This window comes from Roseibium polysiphoniae (genome assembly GCF_014842925.1).
Taxonomy (GTDB): Bacteria; Pseudomonadota; Alphaproteobacteria; order Rhizobiales; family Stappiaceae; genus Roseibium; species Roseibium polysiphoniae.
Genome location: NZ_JACYXJ010000006.1, coordinates 510,281 through 527,442, shown reverse-complemented (window position 1 = coordinate 527,442; position 17,162 = coordinate 510,281). Strand labels below are relative to the sequence as shown.

Below are 17,162 nucleotides of genomic sequence, written 5' to 3'. Positions count from 1 at the left end.
TTGTCTCAGTTTTGCGCCAGAGTGTTTTTTGCAGGGCGTTCTTCGGCGCTCACCGTCACGCCGGGCGCGATTTTTTGCAGGCCCGCGACAATCAACCGATCACCGGCTTTCAGGCCATCGGTGACGATCCAGTTGCCGTCTCGCGTGCCCAAAACTTCGAGGGTCTTCTGCTCGACCACATTCTCGCCGTTGACGATCAGGGCAGTCGGCTGGCCCCGGCGATCCCGGCTGATGCCTTCCTGCGGCGCCAGAACCACGTTCTTGGCTATCTCCACCGGTAGACGGGCCTTCACGTAGAGGCCGGGCAGCAGGAGTTGTTCGGGATTGGGGAATTCGAGCCGCATGACCGAAACACCGGTTTGCGGATCAACCTGGGGCTCTGCAGCGCGCATGGTCCCCGTATGATCATAGGTCAGACCATCTGCGAGTGTCAGGGTAACTTCCGGATCAAGGCCGCTTGCTTCTTGCGCCAGCGACCCGTTCAGCTTGGAGCGGTTGTAGCGCAAGATGTCTGCCGTTGAGGCTGCCACGTCCACATAGACCTTGTCGATCTGCCGGATGACGGCAAGAGGTTCGGACTGCTGCGCGGTTACGAGTGCACCCTGCGTCGTGAGCGTGCGGCCCACAATTCCGGAAAGGGGCGCACTGATCGTGGTGTGCTCCAAGTCGATCTCGGCCGAAAGGAGCTGTGCCTGCGCGAGCAGTAGCCCGGCTTGCGCAGCGTCCCGCGAGGCCGTTGCGTCATCCACGGACTGTTGGCTCACAACGTTCCGCTGATAAAGCTCATTGGCACGTTTCAGTTCTTTTTCGGAAGACGTCAGCGTGGCTTGCGCCTGCGCAACGCTGGCCCGGGCTTGCGCAACGGTCGCGGCATAAACGGCCTTGTCGATCAGATACATCGGATCGCCTTTTTCGACCGTCGCGCCTTCCTTGAACAAGCGTTCGACGATGATGCCGGAAACCTGCGGGCGAACTTCTGCGACGCCATAGGCCACAACCCGGCCAGGCATGTTGGCACGAAGCGTGACGTCTTCGGCCTGCATGGTCACCACTGTGACGGTAGGCGGAGGACCTTTCTGCTGAGAAAAGGCGGCGGTCGATGAAGCGGCCGCAATAGCCAAGGCGCACGCCAGAATGACGTTCTTTCTACCAAGCATTTTCAATTCTCCAGCGGATGCCAATCAAAAGGGCAGGCGCCTAGGCATCCGATACAACAGCGAAACTTGAACCGGATCGGTCGACGGATCGCTCAGCTGGCAAACCAAGTGAAGATCCGGCCGATCCCTGTGTGAACAATGAGCACCAAAACGGTGCTACCCCATGGTTTGCTGCGTCCTGCTCTGGCCATCGAGGGAGGGGCCAGGCGGATCGGGCTGCATTCCATGTTTCGGGCTGACAGGTAAGCTGGCTGTGGCATGAAACCACCACCAAGAAATAGGAAAGTCCATCCCATCAAATAGGACAGTCGTGGGTGTTGTTAGAAGTCCAACCGGAAGTTGGAGACGGCGAGGCATTTGATCAGATCACTGAACCCGGTCCATCCAGGGAGGCCAGATCGAACAGCGTCGTGCGCACAAGCACGATGCTGATGCCAGGTTCGTGGCGATCATGTAAACTATATAGTGAATCTAGTCGCACGAAACCAGCCCCAACCCGAAGTCCGTTTCAGACAGCGTGTCGGGCCTGCTGTGGTGCAAATCGTCTAGTGCTAGGACCGTTGTCCGACGTAGCGCCCCGCGCCCTCCGGCATCGGCAGACCGGCATGTTTCTCGGCAAAGGCCGTCAGTTTTTCAAGAACCTCATCCGTCGGCATGCAGCTGGACCGTGTGTTCAGATCCACGTGCAGCAGGAAGGTCTCGGCGGTGGCCGTGATGGTTCCCTTGTCACCATGAAGCATGTGAAAAAGGTGCAGCTTTTTGCCTTCACCCTTCAGTACCTGCGTGGTGATGGTCAGCTGTTCTCCGGCCAGCATCTCGTCTAGATACCGGATGTGGTTCTCGGTCGTGAAGTAGCTTTTTCCGGACGCGATATAGTCCGCGTCCGCGCCGATCATCTCCATGAAGCGATCCGTCGCCGCGGCAGCTGCTTCCAGGTAATGAGCTTCATTCATATGGCCATTGTAGTCTGTCCAGCTTTGCGGGATCTGCCGCTTTGCTGTGACGGGCAAGTCTGGCGCAGACGGATGTTCAAGCGCGGCCTCGTGTGTGGCGATCACATCGCCAGCGCCTGACCCGGTTTTTTTCAGCGCCCGGATCATGCCAACCAGATTGTCGTCGCGCAGACGTTCCAGCTCGCGAATGGACAGGTGTCCTGATTGAGCATCGGACTGTCCAGCGATAAGGTCGACGAGCTCGTCTGTGAACTCTGGAACATCCATCAATTTGGTCCAGGGCCATTTCAACGCCGGGCCGAACTGGGCCATGAAGTGCTTCATTCCGGCTTCACCGCCTGCGATGCGATAGGTCTCGAACAAGCCCATTTGCGCCCAGCGAATGCCGAAGGCCATGCGGATGGCCTCGTCGATTTCCTCCGTCGTTGCGACGCCGTCCTTCACCAGCCAGAGGCTTTCCCGCCAGACAGCCTCCAGAAGGCGGTCCGCAATATGCGCATCGATCTCCTTGCGCAGCACCAGAGGAAACATGCCGATGTCGCGCAGAATGTCGGCAGCCGGCTGCGTCGCGACCGGATCCCCGACCAACTCGACCAGCGGCAGCAGGTAGACCGGATTGAACGGGTGGGCGACGATCGCGCGCGCACCTTTTTCGTTGAGCTCGGAAGGCTTGAAGCCGGAGGTCGAGGATCCGATGATCGCCTTTCCGGGGGCCAACTCGGAAAGGCCGCCTAGCACCTTGTGTTTCAGGCCCAGCCTTTCCGGAATGCTCTCCTGTACCCAGTCTGCATTGGCGACGGCAGAGGTCAGGTCATCATGAAAGCTGAGCGTTCCTTCGCCAGGTAGGGCCTTGTCATAGAGCGCTGGCAAGCTGCGACGGGCGTTGGCAATGACCTCGCCAATCTTGCGTTGTGCCTCCGGATCGGTGTCGAAGACCGCCACATCCCAGCCGTTCAGGAGAAACCGTGCGGCCCATCCGCCGCCAATGACACCGCCACCGATGATCGCTGCTTTTTGTGTCATGGTGCCAATGTCTCCGTGTTGCCATCAATGGACAGAACCTGCCCTGAAATTTTGTTGCCAGCTTGCGAAGCCAGAAAGTGGACCGTGTTTGCCACGTCCTGGGCCGTGACCCAGGTCTTCATGGACACGCCGGTCACATAGGAGGCGCGGATCTCCCCTTCGGTTACACCGCGCGCTGCGGCTTCATTGGCAACGATCCGATCCATGCGCGGGCCTTCAACAGCGCCGGGACAGACCGCATTCACACGGATACCATGAGGTCCCAGCTCCATAGCAAGCGTCTTGGTCATCCCGACGACAGCCCATTTCGCCGCTGCATAGGGCGACCGCAGAGGGTATCCCATGATACCGGCTGTCGAGGACGTCAAGACGATTGCCCCTGATCCTTGCTCTTTCATAAGCTTTGCGGCCCACCGGCAGGTCAGGAAAGAACCATGTACATTGGTTGCGATACAACGCTGCCAGTCGTCATACTGCAGGGTTTCGATACCGCCCGCTGGGCCGCCTATTCCCGCATTGGCGCAGACAATATCGACGCCCTGCCAGGCTGTTTCAACGTCGTTGAAAAACGTTTCCATCCCGGCTTCGCTGGTCACGTCAGCCACCTTGGCAATGGCTTGAGGATACAGCGTTTGAAACGCGGCAACAGCGGAGGGATCAGCGTCACAAATCGCGACCCTGTTCTCGTCCTGTAAAAACCGTTCTGCGATCGCACGGCCAATTCCAGCCGCGCCTCCCGTGATAACGATGCGTTTGCTCATGTTATGACTCAACGAACCACTGGAGCGCGTTTGGTCAATCCGAGCTTTTGCCGTACAGCTTCCGGGCCAGCTATCCTGGCGCCCATACCTTCAATCACATTGACTGCCTTTTCGACGAGCTGCGCGTTCGTTGCCAGCACGCCCTTTTCAAGAAACAGATTGTCTTCCAGCCCAACGCGGACGTTCCCGCCCGCGAGAACTGAGGCCGCGGCGTAGGGCATCTGGTCCCGGCCGAGACTGAAAGCGGACCAGGTCCAGTCTTCCGGGATCGCATTGACCATGGCCATAAGCGTATTGAGGTCGTTTGGCGCGCCCCACGGAACGCCCATGCACAACTGGACGAGGGCGGGTGAGGCCAACGTGCCTTCACTCACGAGCTGTTTGGCCAGCCAGAGGTGGCCTGTGTCGAAGGCTTCGATTTCCGGCTTTACGCCAAGCTCTGTCATCATCGACCCCATGGCTCTCAGCATGCCCGGGGTGTTGGTCATGACGTAGTCGGCCTCGGCGAAGTTCATGGTGCCGCAATCCAGCGTGCAGATCTCCGGAAGGCATTCGCGGATATGCGCCATGCGCTCCGTGGCGCCGATCATGTCAGTGGCCATCTTGTTGACCGGGAAGGGCGCTTCGGTGGAGCCGAAGACAATATCGCCGCCCATGCCAGCTGTCAGGTTCAACACCACGTCGACATCAGCAGCCCGGATCAAATCTGTCACCTCTCGATAAAGGTCGAGACTACGCGAGGGGGCTCCAGTTTCTGGATCGCGTACATGACAATGCACAACCGCGGCTCCGGCCTTGGCGGCGTCAATGGCGCTGTCGGCGATTTGTTGCGGGCTGCGCGGAACGTGGGGGGACTTGTCCTGTGTCGCGCCGGAGCCGGTCACCGCACACGTGATAAAAACCTCTCGGTTCATCTGCAAAGGCATCTTTATCTCCTTCAGCGGCCCTTCCAGACCGGATCGCGCTTTTCGGCAAAGGCGCGGGCGCCTTCCTTTTCGTCCTCGGACCGGTAGAGCGTTTCCACGGTCGCAAACTGGCTCTTCGTGATGCGGTTCATGGCATCCTGGAATTTCATGTCTTCTGCCTCGCGCACGATCTCCTTGATGGCCGCGTAGACGAGCGGAGGGCCGGACGCCAGCAACTCGGCGAGCTTCCAGGCTTCTGCCATTAGGTTGGAGGCCGGATAGATATGATTGACCATTCCCCAGCGCGCAGCCTCTTCGACCTCCAGCCAGCGGCCGGTGAACAGCATTTCCATCGCGATGTGATGAGGAATGCGCTTCGGTAATTTGATGCTGGCAGCGTCGGCGACGGTTCCAGACCGGATCTCCGGGAGAGCAAATGTGGCATGGTCGGCGGCCAGAATGATATCGGCAGACAGGGCGAGCTCGAGGCCCCCGCCGCAGCAGATGCCATTGACCGCCGCGATCACAGGCTTGTTCAGACCGCGAAGTTCCTGCAGCCCGCCAAAACCGCCCTTGCCATAGTCGCCGTCAACCGCATCTCCTCCAGCTGCGGCTTTGAGGTCCCAGCCGGGACAGAAGAATTTTTCGCCAGCACCGGTCACAATCGCCACGCGCAGATCCGGATCGTCGCGAAATTCGGTAAAGACGTCGCCCATGATCTGACTGGTCGCCAGATCGATTGCATTCGCCTTTGGACGATCCAGCGTCACTTCGAGAATGAAACCTTCCCGCTTGGTCTTGATAGGACTATCGGTCATTGGGGAGCTCCGCATTTGATCAGCGCGTCGGCGGCAATGGCAAAGTCCGCGCCGCATAGGAGGGGATTGATTTCAACTTCGGCAACCGGGCCCGACAGTGCATAGGATTGAACGGCCATCACCGCATCCACAATAGCCTCCAGATCACACGAAGCGCTGCCGCGATAGCCTTGAAGCACGCGCGCGTATTTCAAGCGGCCAAGAGCCGACGCTACGTCTTCACGCGAGACAGGCAGCAGCAGCGAGACCCGATCCTGTAGCAGCTCGGTCAAAATGCCGCCGGCGGCTAACGTCAGAACCAGGCCATGCGCGGGATCCAGCACAACGCCAACAAGCAGTTCGGCGAGAACGTGGGTGACCATTTCCTCAACAAGGAAACTGTCGACTGGTATTTTTTCTGCGGCCGTTTCCACACCCTCGGGACTTTGAAGGTTCAAGGCAACGGCATTGGCTTCCGTTTTGTGGGCGATGCCGTTGCCCTTAAGGACGACTGGAAAGCCAATGTCACTTGCGACACTTGCCGCCTCGAAGCTGCCAGCGGCCAATGTGTTCTTCGGGAGCCTCAGACCGTGATGTTTCAACGTTTCCTTCGCATCGTGTTCACTGAGGAGTACGGGATCTCGGACAGGCAGAGGAATGTGGATTGGCGCCCGACAGCTGGTCCCCATTTTGCTCACTGCGGAAATAGCAGCAATTGCTTCGTCCAGTCCGCTGAGGGGAACGATGTTCCGGGCGATGAGATCACTCGCGACATGCTCTGGCATGTTTTCCGCCAGCGTGCTGAGAATGGCCATCGGCTTGCCGCTGATTGTCATGGCCTTCTCGATGGCATCAATCACCTTCAGCCATTCGTCCGGTGCGCAGCGGTCGGTCCTTGGAATATCCAGAACAACAATGCCGAGCGCCACATCTCCCGCCATCATGGCGGCAAAGGTACGGCTCATCGCATCAATATCACCCCAGATGTAGGTGTGGTAATCCAGTGGATTGGCCAGCGCGACCTTGGAACCGAGAGCGTCCATAAGCTTGCTCTTCTGGTCGCCGGTCAGGGCAGGGAAGGTGACTGCACTGCCTGTCGCCGTATCAGCAATAAGGCTGGCCTCACCGCCCGAACAGGACATGGAGGCAACCTTGGCCGAAGACAGCCGGCCAACGGTGTGCACGATCTTCAACGTTTCCAGCAGTTCTGGAAGGCTGTTCGCTTGCGCGACGCCTGTTCTCTTCAGCAATGCAGATGCCCCTGCCATGCTTCCAGCCAGAGACGCCGTATGGGAGATCGTGGCGGCCATTGCCTGGGCAGACCTGCCGATTTTTAGCGCCACGATTGGCTTGCCGCACGCTTGTGCTTTTAGGGCGAAAGCTTCAAAGGCGGCCAGATCATCGATGCCTTCAATATGCAGGCCGATGGCGGTCACGCGTGGATCGTCCAGGAGGGCCTGCCCTACATTGGAGAGGCCGACTTGCGCCTGGTTTCCGACCGTTACCAAATAGGCAATCGGCAGGCCGCGCGCCTGCATTGTCAGGTTCAGGGCAATGTTGGACGATTGCGCGATAATCGCGACGCCACGTGGCACCTTGACCAGCCCATGTTGATCGGGCCAAAGAGCAGCGCCGTCCAGGGCGTTGATGAAGCCGTAGCAGTTCGGCCCAAGTATCGGCATGTGGCCTGCTGCGATCAGAAGTTCAGACTGAAGGTCCGAGCCATCGGCAAGCTCTTCAGCAGCCTCGCTGAAGCCGGAGGCAAAGCAAACCGCACCGCCCGCGCCAGCCGCCGACAATTCGCGGACGATGTCGATGGTCAGGTGGCGATTGACGCCGACGAAGGCCGCATCTGGTGGTTCGGGCAGGTCGGCAAGTGATCTCACTGCAGCGCATCCGCCAATCTCGGTTTTGCTCGGGTGTACCGCCCATAGCGCACCATCGTATCCACTTTTGCGGCACTGTCCGATGACATTCGTGCACCATATGCCCCCGCCGATCACGGCAATCGACTTCGGGGCCAGCAGCCTTTCAAGCGCGGCCATCCCGCTTATGCTCCCAGGGGCCGAAACAGGTCGCGGCTGATGATGTGACGCTGGATTTCGCTCGTGCCGTCCCATATCCGTTCGACGCGTGCGTCTCGCCAGAAGCGTTCAATCGGAAAGTCATCCATCAGCCCCATGCCGCCGAAGATCTGAAGCGTCGTATCGGTCACCCGCGCCAGCATCTCCGTCGCATAGAGTTTTGCACTCGCGATTTCGCGGTTGGCAGGAAGGCCCTGATCCAGCCGCCAGGCACCGGCCAGAGTAAGCCAGTCGGCCGCGTCGATTTCGGTGATCATGTCGGCGACCTGGAAGCCGATCCCCTGGAATTTGGCGACGGGTTGGCCAAATTGTTTGCGCTCGGCGGCATAGTTGACCGCATAGTCGAAGCAACGGCGTGCCCGGCCGACGCTCATGGCCGCAACCGTGAGCCGGGTTGCATAGAGCCATTCGTTCATGACATCGAAGCCGCCACCGACTTTGCCAAGCACTTGCGCATCGGGCAGCCGGCACTTGTCGAAATAGAGGATGTAGTTCTTGTAGCCCCGGTGGCTGACCGACTTGTAGCCGTCACGCACTTCAAAACCCGGGGTGCCTCTGTCGACGAGGAAGCAGGTGATTTGTTTCTTTGGACCTTTAGGCGTTTCGTCGACGCCGGTTGCGACAAAGACAATGAAAAAGTCGGCATGTTCCGCGCCGGAGATGAAGTGCTTGGATCCAGAGAGGACCCAGTCACCTCCATCGCGCACGGCCTGACAGCTCATTCCCCGAACGTCAGACCCCGCGTCCGGCTCGGTGATGGCAAGTGCATCCATTCTTTCTCCGCGAACAGCCGGCAACAGATAGCGCTCGCGTTGTTCGCCCTGACAGGCCATCAGGATGTTCTGCGGGCGCCCGAAGAAATGGTTGAGCGCCATGGAGCCGCGGCCAAGCTCCCGCTCCACAAGGGTGAAGTCCATGTGACTGAGACCGACGCCGCCGACCTCCTCGGGGAAATTGCAGGCATAGAAACCAAGGTCGATGCATTTCTGTTTGATCTCTTCGCCAAGCTCCTGCGGCACGTTCCCGGATTTTTCGACCAGGTCCTCGTGTGGATATATCTCGTTTTCCACGAAAGACCTGACCGTCGAAACGATGAGTTGCTGTTCCTCGCTCAGCCCAAAGTGCATCGCGCTTCTCCTGTTGCGTGCCTGCGAAAACAGTGAGACAAAACGGGCAGAGAGATCATGCGGTTTTTGTAAAATTTCATGCAGAATTCAAAAATTAGTCTAGTGTCAAAGAAAATCGCAGTGATCCTGTTTGAGCATTTCTCGAACCACTGCCTGGCCAATGCCGTCGAACCGTTTCGGGCGGCGAACACGATCGCCCGGAGACCGCTCTATGACTGGTCGTTCTGGAGTTTCTCCGGCGGGACCATCACCTCTTCCAGCGGGTTGCCAGTCGAGACCGGCGCCTGGTTTGAGGCGCGTCCCGGTGGGGACTTCCTGTTCATCATGCCGAGTTATGGATTTGAGGACTACACGACATCCTCGGCGGGGCGTGCACTTCGGGCGGCGCGGGGGCGTTTCAAGACACTCGTTGGTCTCGACACAGGTGCCTGGTTGCTGGCGGATGCTGGCTTGCTTGAGCGCCGGAAAGCCACCATCCACTGGGACGAATTTGTCCGTTTTGCCGAGAGGTTCCCCGATGTCGAAACGAGAGAAGACCGCGTCGTGCTGGAAGCGGACCTTGCGACTTGCGGCGGCGCTTCGACGGCAATTGAGTTGGCGCTGGGGCTGATCAAGCAGGATCATGGTGCACTCTTCGCGTCGGAAGTGGCTGCCTTGTTCATGCATGGTGACAAATGCGACCTGCAGGACCCCTACAAACGAATGTCTCTGGATGTTCTGGTAGGTAGTGCCACAGCCCTCATGCGCCGGACAATCGAGACGCCTTTGTCCATTGGTGAGCTGGCGGCGCGGCTCAAGATCGATCAACGGGAGCTGGAGAGCATTTTCCAGCGCGAGCTGCAGTTGACGCCAAGGGCTGTCTATAAGTCCATTCGCTTGCGTGAAGCACGGCGCCTGGTGGAACTCACCAACCTGTCAGTCGCCGAAATCTCTGGTCGCTGCGGCTACCAGGATGCAAGCGCTATGACGAGAGCCTATCGTGCGGAATTTGGACAGACGCCCAGGTCCCACAGACACGCGATCTAGAGGGAGGAGCTCGCCAGGCGGGATTTCACACACTGCGCATGCCATTATTTTCAGCGATGGCAAGGCCGGATTTCCTTGAAATGTGCTTGCAGAAGCTCGGCAAATTGAACAAGCATCACGGACAAGCTGGATAGGTGGGCTGTCGCGATCGCGATGTTCAAAAGGCCCGACGCCCTTGCGAGACATTTTTGAACGCCCAGCTCGGTCGTAGTTTGAAGCAAAGCCTTCAGCTTCGGGAGGATGCAGTTGCCTTTGAAATTGCGGCAGTGATCGCAGGACGGCAGCTGGCAACAAACAAGGTGAGGACCGTGAGATGAAATTTTTGCGACTTGGTGAGGCCGGACAGGAAAAACCCTGCGTGCTGGACGCAAGCGGTACGGCCCGGGATATATCTTCCGTGGTGGCTGATATTACGCCGGAGACCATTCCCGGCCTGACGGACGCCTTGAAAAGTGTTGACCTCTCCACTTTGCCGGTCGTCGAGCAGGAAGGCGTCCGGATCGGGGCTCCGGTCAGTCAGCCGCGCAATATCTACTGCATCGGCCTGAACTACATCGACCACGCCAAGGAATCCGGTTTGCCGGTGCCTGAAGAGCCGATCCTCTTCAATAAGGCAGCGGCAACTTATTGCGCGCCTTTCGATCCGATCTTCTATTCGGACAAGATGACCAAGCTCGATTGGGAAGTGGAACTTGGCGTCGTCATCGGCAAGCCTGCATTGAACATCAGCAAGGACGAGGCCCTGGACCACATTCTCGGCTACACCGTCGTGAATGACGTGTCCGAGCGTGCCTGGCAAATCGATCGTGGCGGCCAATGGGCCAAGGGCAAGAGCTTTCCGAATTTCTGCCCGACCGGGCCCTGGATTGTAACCGGCGATGAATTGGGCGACGCCAAGTCTTTGCCCATGTGGCTCGACGTCAATGGTCAGCGGATGCAGACCGGCAACACCAACACCATGGTCTTCGACCCGGCAACCATCGTCAGCTACCTGAGCGAATTCATGCGTCTCGAGCCGGGCGACCTGATCTGCACGGGCACCCCTCCGGGCGTCGGCCTGGGCATGAAGCCGCCTGTCTGGTTGAAGGTTGGTGACACCGTCTCGCTCGGCATCGAGGGCATGGGCAGTCAGACACAAAACGTCATCAAGCTCTAGGGAGGACCGAATGGGAGGAAAATTGGCAGGAAAAACGGCGGTCGTCACGGCCGCCGGTCAAGGCATCGGCCGGGCTGTTGCTGAACGGCTGATTGAAGATGGCGCCGAGGTCTACGCAAGTGACTTGAACACGGCTCTTCTGAGTGATCTCAAGGAGGCCAAAACCGCGCAGCTCGACGCGACTGATCCGAAGGCGGTTGGCGCTTATTTCGATCAGTTTGATCGTGTCGATGTGTTGGTGCACTGCGTGGGATATGTCCATCAGGGCACCATTGAAGAGTGCGAGGAGGAGGACTGGAGCCGTTCTTGCGACATCACGCTGTCGAGCGCCTACCGGGTTCTGCGCGCGGCAATCCCGAAAATGAAAACGGCCGGCGGCAGCATCGTGACGATCGGGTCCGTCGCCAGTTCCGTCAAGGGTCTGCCCCGGCGCGCCGCTTATGGCGCCGCGAAGGGCGGTCTTATCGGACTGACCAAGGCAGTGGCCGCCGACTATGTGAAGCACAACATTCGCTGCAATTCTGTCTGTCCGGGAACCGTCGACAGTCCTTCCTTGCGTCAGCGCATTGAGGACCTGGCAGATGAACTGGGCGGACACGAAGCGGCTATGGAGTTCTTCATCAGCCGGCAGCCTACGGGTCGTTTCGGCAAGGTGGAAGAGATCGCCAGCCTGTGCGCCTATCTCGCCGCGGATGAAAGCGCCCTGATCACCGGTCAGGCGCTCAGCATCGACGGCGGCATCACAATTTGACCCAGGTCCGCGCCGTTCGCAACGGACGGCGCGGGTTTCCTGCAGCATCTAGTGCTGAGGCCCTCAGGGTGTCAGCTGCGCAATTGCGTCTGGCAGTTCATTCAGGCCATCGATCGTGATGTCAGCACCCAGCTCGTTTGCAGGAACCGGCGTGTAACCACCGTGGACTGCGACCGATTTCACACCCGCGGCCTTGGCAGCGTCGATATCAGCAGGGCTGTCCCCCACCATCAGGGCATCTGATGCTGGGACTTTTATCTGCTTGAGGGCATGTAGAAGCATGTCCGGGGCAGGTTTGCGTGCCGGTCCGGTGTCTCCGCCGACAACGCATTCGATCACCGCATTCAGACCGAAGTGATCGAGGATCTCACGCGAGAAACCTTCAGGCTTGTTGGTGACAACGGCAAGGTGGCATCCGGCGCCATGATAGCGGCGAAGAATGTCTTCCGTGCCGGAGAGAAGGACGGTCTGCTCCGTCAAATGGTTCTTGTAGATGTCCATCATCCTCTCGGTCATCGCAACATGGGGCGCTCCCTCCAGCGCAATGTCCCGCGCCTTGAACGCTCGCTCGACGAGTTTGGCGATGCCGTGGCCGATCATGCTCCTGACCTCATCCACCGTCAGGGGAGCGAGGCTCTCGCTGGCCAGCAAGAGATTCACCGACGTGGCAATGTCGGGAACGGAGTCGATAAGCGTTCCATCGAGATCGAAGAGAATGGCGCGGGGCCAACGATCTGCCTGTTCTATTGCGGAGGTCAATTCTTGTCTTTCCATTTGATGCTGCAGCCCATGGATGGGACCTGGTCCTTTGGTCCGTTGCCTGTCTCGGCGATCTGCACCATGGCGTTGAAAAGGTCACGAGACCCGCCCGTCGGATCCTGGCCCATGCGTGCGGCATCAAGGCGTCCACGATATTGAAGGCCAAGATCGGCATTGAAGCCGAAAAAGTCGGGTGTGCAGACAGCGCCATAGGCGCGTGCCACCGACTGGTCTTCGTCATAAAGGTAGGGAAAGGGGAAGTTCTCGGCCTCGGCCAGCGCGCGCATCTTGTCGAAGCTGTCGGCCGGGTAGGCCGTTGTATCGTTTGAGCTGATGGCGACCACCCCAACACCCTGTTTCAACAGGTCTCCGGCATCGCGAATAATGCGGTCGCGAATTCCGATCACATAGGGACAGTGATTGCAGATGAACATCACCAGCGTTCCCAGCTCGCCCTTGATGTCGGCAAGGCTCAAGGTCCGGCCATCGGTTGCCGGCAAGGTGAAGCCTGGAGCTTCCCAGCCGAAATTGCATACAGGTGGTGTGCCCGCCATGATCCCTGTCTCCCAAAATCCATGATGCCGCAAAAAACGTCATTTTACGGTCTGTCTATATCATGATCATCACACGGGACTTGTGTTTCGGGCCCTGTGGCAAATTTTCTTTGTTTTTCAGCGTGAAAAATCGAAAAAGGAAGCGTAGGCTCATTTCTGATTTGTCGATCGCCAAGCGTCAGACGTGACCCTCGCCAGGATTTCAATCGCGAGCCTCACCGGCCTTGGACCTTCTGTCATGCCCGGCGATCCTGCCGGCACATTCCTGTTTTTGAGGTGTACTATGAACCAGCTGCCGAACTCCATTGAAGCGCGCGATGTAGCCTTTCAGCTTCATTCTTACATGGATGCACGCAAGCACGAGGAAAATGGCCCGCTGGTGATCGAGAAGGGCGACGGCATCTTCGTCGAAGACAACAACGGCAAGCGCTACATCGAAGGCATGGCTGGCCTCTGGAGCGTTGCTGTCGGGTTCGGCGAAAAGCGTTTGGTGGAAGCTGCTGCTCGCCAGATGGAAAAGCTGCCTTATTATCATACGTTTACGGGAAAGACCCACGGTCCTTCGGTCGAACTGGCTGAAAAGCTGGTGGCGATGGCACCCGTGCCCATGTCCAAAGCCTATTTCACCAATTCCGGCTCCGAGGCGAATGACACGGCCATCAAGCTGATCTGGTATCGCTCCAATGCGCTGGGCAAGCCTGAGCGCAAGAAGATCATCTCCCGCGTTCGCGGCTACCATGGTGTGACCATCGCTTCAGCCAGCCTGACCGGCCTGCCTAACAACCACCGGTCCTTTGATCTGCCGATCGAAAACATCCTGCACACCTCCAGCCCGCATTATCGCTCGATGAAGAAGGATGGCGAGAGCGAGCAGGACTTCGCCAAACGCTGTGCCCAGGATCTGGAAGACATGATCCTGGCCGAGGGCCCCGAGACAATCGCAGCGTTTTTCGCTGAGCCGGTCATGGGCGCCGGCGGTGTCGTCGTCCCGCCTGAGGGCTATTGGGAAGCGGTTCAGCCAATCCTGAAGAAATACGATATTCTTTTCGTGGCCGACGAAGTCATCTGCGGCTTTGGCCGAACCGGCAACATGTTTGGCACGGAGACCTTCAAGCTTGAGCCGGACATCATGACCCTGTCCAAGGCCCTGTCCTCTTCTTACCTGCCGATGTCGGCATTGTTGGTGAATGAGAAGGTCTACGGTCCAGTGGCCGACGAAAGTCACAAGATCGGCGTCTGGGGCCACGGCTATACAGCAAGTGGGCATCCGGTTGCCGCAGCCGTCGCGCTGGAAAACCTCAAGATCATTGAGGAACGCGATCTGGTGGGTCATGTGCGTGACATCAGCCCGACGTTCCTGAAGCGCTTGCATGCGCTTTCAGAACATCCGCTGGCCGTTGAAAGCCGCGGCATCGGCCTGATCGGTGCCGTCGAGCTTCATCATGACGAGATGTCGAAAACACCGGGCGTTCTGGGTGCCCGCACGAACATGGCCTTCCACGAAGGCGGCCTGATTTCCCGCAACATGGGGGATTCCATGGCCTTCTGCCCGCCGCTGATCATCTCCGAGAAAGAGGTCAACGACATGTTTGATATCGCGGAAGCAGGCATAGAGACAATCTCGAAGGCACTCTGACCATGTGGTCTGTTGTCGGCACCATCAGCGGAACATCCGCTGATGGCATCGACATGGCCGAGATCGGGACCGACGGCCGCGCGGTCAGCCATTTCGGGCCCGCAGCAACGGTTCCCTATGCCTATGAAACCCGTGCGGCGGTGCTGGACGCCATCGCGAGGGGACCGGTAGACCGTTCCGCCTGGCCGGAAGTCGCGCGGCTGGTGACGCGGGATCATGGTGAGACCATCGGCGCATTTTGTGCAGAGCAGAAGCTGGTCCCTGATCTGGTCACCTTTCACGGGCAGACCGTCTGGCACGATCCTGAACATGGCGAAACCGTCCAGTTGGGCGATCCGCAAGCTCTGGCCACTGAGCTGGGCACTGCGGTTGTCGGTGACTTGCGTCTGGCGGATATGGCAGCCGGGGGCGAGGGTGCTCCTTTGGTGCCGGTCTATCATCAGGCTCTGTCTCTGGGCCTTCCCCACCCCCTTTGTTTTTTGAACATCGGCGGCGTTTCCAACCTGACCTATGTGGACGGTGGTGAGATCCTCGCTTTCGATATCGGGCCAGGCAACGCCCTGCTCGATGACTGGGTTCGGCAGCATCAGGCTGGAGACTTTGATCCGGGTGGCGAGATCTCTGCGAAAGGCGCGGTGAACAGCCCATGGCTTGCCAAGGCGCTGGAACATCCGTTTTTCGCCAAACCAGGTCCCAAATCACTCGACAGGAATGCGTTCGCACCTGATCTGCCAGAAGGAATTTCACTGGAAGACGGCGCAGCCAGTCTTGCGGGTTTTACCGTGGCGGCGGTCGCGCGCGCCGAAAAACTCTGCCCGATGAAGCCGCTGCTTTGGTTGGTGTGCGGCGGTGGGCGACACAATGTGACGCTTATGAAGATGTTGGCGGAGCATCTGGACGGTAAGGTCGTTCCGACGGAAGAGCATGGCTTTGACGGCGACGCACTGGAAGCACAAGCGATGGCTTTCCTGGGTGCTCGGCTCAAGGCTGGCCTGCCGACGAGTTTCCCGGAGACGACAGGTGCCTGTGCGCCGGTTGTCGGCGGCCGGCTCTATCTGCCCCTGCGCTGAGCGCATTTAAATATCATTCCTTGAAAAACGATGGCGTCCATGAAGAGCATCACTGAACCCGCCCGTCAGATTGACGTGATCCACGAGACAGATGTGCTGGTGGTTGGGTCCGGCCCCGGCGGCCTTTCGGCTGCGCTTGGTGCGGCAAGAGCTGGGGTCAATGTTACGCTTGTGGAGCGTTTCGGCTGTCTTGGCGGCAATCTGACCGCCGTCGGCGTCGAGGGCTTTGCCTGGTACCGGCATGAGAAAACCATCGATACCGAAGGAGTGGGCCGCGAGTTCGAGGATCGGGCGCGCGAGGCAGGCGCTGCAACACCCGAGCCCCAGTCCGACAGCTATGCGATCGACGCCGAAGGCTTCAAACTGGTGGCGGACAATCTGGCGGAAGAAGCCGGGATCCACTCCATGATGCACCGGGCTTTTGCCGGACCGATCATGGAAGGTGATGAAATCCGAGGGATCATCACTGAGAGCAAGGCAGGCCGCGAGGCAATCCTGGCGAAGCGGGTGATCGATGCCACTGGAGATGCGGACATCGCTTATCGGGCGGGAGCCCAGACCCACAAGACACCGGTGGAGGAGATGCAGGCGGCCTCCGTCATGTTCTCCATGAATGGTGTCGACAAACGGAAATTCATGGAGGCGGTCAAGGCCGACCCGCATACCTACAAGGATTGGGAGAGCGGCGAATGGACAGTCGAAACCACCGGCAAGGAAGACAAGATGTTCTCGCCGTTCCTGAAGAAGCCATTCAAACAGGCCATTGACGCGGGCATCATTCCAGCCCGGCTTGCGACCATTTCAGGGACGTGGGGCGCGGTCTACGACAGCGGCGATCTCACTTATTTGAATCTTGTGCACCTGCCGGAATGCGACGGCACAGATCCGGACTCCATGACGAAAAACGAGATCGAGGGTCGGCGCCAGGCAATGCTCGCGGTCGAGGCGCTGAAGCGTTTCCATCCGGGCTGCGACACAGCCAAGCTGCGCAACTTCGGCATGACCATCGGCATCCGCGACACACGCAAGATCGTCGCGGCCTATGACATGACGGAAACTGATGTGCGTGAACAAGGCAGGTTCGACGACAGTGTTGGCATCTTCCCCGAATTCATCGATGGCTACGGCATCCTCATTCTGCCCACCACGGGCCGTTATTTTCAGGTCCCTTATCGCACCATGTTGCCAAAGGGCGTCCGCAATCTCCTGGTCGCGGGGCGGGCGACGGGTGGTGACAAGGTCAGCCATGCGGCGACGCGCAACATGATGTGCTGCACGGTTACGGGGCAGGGCGCAGGCGTTGCCGCCGCGCTCTCGGTCAAACACGGTCTGGACCTGGAGCAAATGGACATCGGCCTGCTTCAGCAGGAGCTTCGCCGTCAGGGCGTGCGTCTGCACTAGGT

At 59.0% G+C, this 17,162-nt stretch carries 15 protein-coding genes; 6 read left to right on the top strand and 9 right to left on the bottom strand.

The window, feature by feature from the left end; all coding sequences use genetic code 11:
* Positions 1–5: 5 nt before the first annotated feature.
* The 7 genes from IG617_RS18135 to IG617_RS18105 form a co-directional block, all read right to left on the bottom strand.
* A complete protein-coding gene (locus IG617_RS18135; RefSeq protein ID WP_192110624.1) occupies positions 6–1,157 on the bottom strand; it encodes an efflux RND transporter periplasmic adaptor subunit in 1,152 nt (383 codons plus the stop codon).
* 551 nt (positions 1,158–1,708) lie between these two features.
* Positions 1,709–3,133: a carnitine 3-dehydrogenase gene (locus IG617_RS18130; RefSeq protein ID WP_192110623.1), complete on the bottom strand. Its 1,425-nt coding sequence runs from the start codon at positions 3,131–3,133 to the stop codon at positions 1,709–1,711.
* A complete protein-coding gene (locus IG617_RS18125) occupies positions 3,130–3,894 on the bottom strand; it encodes an SDR family oxidoreductase (protein ID WP_192110622.1) in 765 nt (254 codons plus the stop codon). The genes IG617_RS18130 and IG617_RS18125 overlap by 4 nt, the downstream gene beginning before the upstream one ends.
* 8 nt (positions 3,895–3,902) lie before the next feature.
* Positions 3,903–4,820, bottom strand: coding sequence for a 3-dehydrocarnitine:acetyl-CoA trimethylamine transferase BcoG (gene bcoG / locus IG617_RS18120; RefSeq protein WP_192110621.1), 918 nt, complete (start codon positions 4,818–4,820; stop codon positions 3,903–3,905).
* A gap of 11 nt (positions 4,821–4,831) precedes the next feature.
* Positions 4,832–5,617, bottom strand: coding sequence for a carnitinyl-CoA dehydratase (locus IG617_RS18115; protein WP_192110620.1), 786 nt, complete (start codon positions 5,615–5,617; stop codon positions 4,832–4,834).
* Positions 5,614–7,641, bottom strand: coding sequence for an acetate--CoA ligase family protein (locus IG617_RS18110; protein WP_192110619.1), 2,028 nt, complete (start codon positions 7,639–7,641; stop codon positions 5,614–5,616). Before IG617_RS18110 ends, IG617_RS18115 begins: the two co-directional genes overlap by 4 nt.
* A gap of 5 nt (positions 7,642–7,646) precedes the next feature.
* Positions 7,647–8,807 (bottom strand): acyl-CoA dehydrogenase family protein, encoded by a 1,161-nt coding sequence (locus IG617_RS18105; RefSeq protein ID WP_192110618.1) that lies wholly within the window; start codon positions 8,805–8,807, stop codon positions 7,647–7,649.
* A gap of 120 nt (positions 8,808–8,927) precedes the next feature.
* On the opposite strand from IG617_RS18105, the gene IG617_RS18100 reads away from it, so the two are divergent.
* The 3 genes from IG617_RS18100 to IG617_RS18090 all read left to right on the top strand — a co-directional run bounded on the left by IG617_RS18100 (position 8,928) and on the right by IG617_RS18090 (position 11,740).
* The gene (locus IG617_RS18100) at positions 8,928–9,833 is read left to right on the top strand and encodes a GlxA family transcriptional regulator (RefSeq protein ID WP_209008579.1); all 906 of its coding nucleotides are present in this window, start codon (positions 8,928–8,930) and stop codon (positions 9,831–9,833) included.
* A gap of 313 nt (positions 9,834–10,146) precedes the next feature.
* The gene (locus IG617_RS18095) at positions 10,147–10,989 is read left to right on the top strand and encodes a fumarylacetoacetate hydrolase family protein (RefSeq protein WP_192110616.1); all 843 of its coding nucleotides are present in this window, start codon (positions 10,147–10,149) and stop codon (positions 10,987–10,989) included.
* 10 nt (positions 10,990–10,999) lie between these two features.
* Entirely contained in the window at positions 11,000–11,740 is a 741-nt protein-coding gene (locus IG617_RS18090; RefSeq protein ID WP_192110615.1) for an SDR family oxidoreductase, read from the top strand.
* Positions 11,741–11,803: 63 nt separating this feature from the next.
* On the opposite strand, the gene gph is transcribed toward IG617_RS18090, so the two are convergent.
* Together gph and IG617_RS18080 are read right to left on the bottom strand one after the other, a co-directional pair.
* Positions 11,804–12,499, bottom strand: a complete 696-nt coding sequence (gph, locus tag IG617_RS18085) for a phosphoglycolate phosphatase (RefSeq protein WP_254170606.1) — start codon at positions 12,497–12,499, stop codon at positions 11,804–11,806.
* Positions 12,496–13,053 (bottom strand): thioredoxin family protein, encoded by a 558-nt coding sequence (locus IG617_RS18080; RefSeq protein ID WP_192110613.1) that lies wholly within the window; start codon positions 13,051–13,053, stop codon positions 12,496–12,498. The genes gph and IG617_RS18080 overlap by 4 nt, the downstream gene beginning before the upstream one ends.
* Before the next feature lie 283 nt (positions 13,054–13,336).
* On the opposite strand from IG617_RS18080, the gene IG617_RS18075 reads away from it, so the two are divergent.
* From IG617_RS18075 to IG617_RS18065, 3 genes are read left to right on the top strand one after another with little or no spacing between them, the layout of a single operon-like run.
* Positions 13,337–14,689 (top strand): aspartate aminotransferase family protein, encoded by a 1,353-nt coding sequence (locus IG617_RS18075; protein ID WP_192110612.1) that lies wholly within the window; start codon positions 13,337–13,339, stop codon positions 14,687–14,689.
* A gap of 2 nt (positions 14,690–14,691) precedes the next feature.
* Positions 14,692–15,759, top strand: a complete 1,068-nt coding sequence (locus tag IG617_RS18070) for an anhydro-N-acetylmuramic acid kinase (RefSeq protein ID WP_209008578.1) — start codon at positions 14,692–14,694, stop codon at positions 15,757–15,759.
* A 39-nt stretch (positions 15,760–15,798) separates the two neighbouring features.
* Complete coding sequence (locus IG617_RS18065; protein ID WP_192110611.1) at positions 15,799–17,160, top strand: FAD-dependent oxidoreductase; 1,362 nt, start codon at positions 15,799–15,801, stop codon at positions 17,158–17,160.
* The last annotated feature ends 2 nt before the right edge of the window (positions 17,161–17,162 follow it).

Excerpts from the sequence above, each read along its gene's own strand:
- IG617_RS18090 (WP_192110615.1), top strand. The coding sequence starts at position 11,000 with ATGGGAGGAAAATTGGCAGGAAAAACGGCGGTCGTCACGGCCGCCGGT.
- IG617_RS18130 (WP_192110623.1), bottom strand. The coding sequence starts at position 3,133 with ATGACACAAAAAGCAGCGATCATCGGTGGCGGTGTCATTGGCGGCGGA.
- IG617_RS18095 (WP_192110616.1), top strand. The coding sequence starts at position 10,147 with ATGAAATTTTTGCGACTTGGTGAGGCCGGACAGGAAAAACCCTGCGTG.
- IG617_RS18105 (WP_192110618.1), bottom strand. The coding sequence starts at position 8,807 with ATGCACTTTGGGCTGAGCGAGGAACAGCAACTCATCGTTTCGACGGTC.
- IG617_RS18075 (WP_192110612.1), top strand. The coding sequence starts at position 13,337 with ATGAACCAGCTGCCGAACTCCATTGAAGCGCGCGATGTAGCCTTTCAG.
- IG617_RS18115 (WP_192110620.1), bottom strand. The coding sequence starts at position 5,617 with ATGACCGATAGTCCTATCAAGACCAAGCGGGAAGGTTTCATTCTCGAA.
- IG617_RS18125 (WP_192110622.1), bottom strand. The coding sequence starts at position 3,894 with ATGAGCAAACGCATCGTTATCACGGGAGGCGCGGCTGGAATTGGCCGT.
- bcoG (WP_192110621.1), bottom strand. The coding sequence starts at position 4,820 with ATGCCTTTGCAGATGAACCGAGAGGTTTTTATCACGTGTGCGGTGACC.
- IG617_RS18065 (WP_192110611.1), top strand. The coding sequence starts at position 15,799 with ATGAAGAGCATCACTGAACCCGCCCGTCAGATTGACGTGATCCACGAG.
- IG617_RS18135 (WP_192110624.1), bottom strand. The coding sequence starts at position 1,157 with ATGCTTGGTAGAAAGAACGTCATTCTGGCGTGCGCCTTGGCTATTGCG.
- IG617_RS18080 (WP_192110613.1), bottom strand. The coding sequence starts at position 13,053 with ATGGCGGGCACACCACCTGTATGCAATTTCGGCTGGGAAGCTCCAGGC.
- IG617_RS18070 (WP_209008578.1), top strand. The coding sequence starts at position 14,692 with ATGTGGTCTGTTGTCGGCACCATCAGCGGAACATCCGCTGATGGCATC.
- IG617_RS18110 (WP_192110619.1), bottom strand. The coding sequence starts at position 7,641 with ATGGCCGCGCTTGAAAGGCTGCTGGCCCCGAAGTCGATTGCCGTGATC.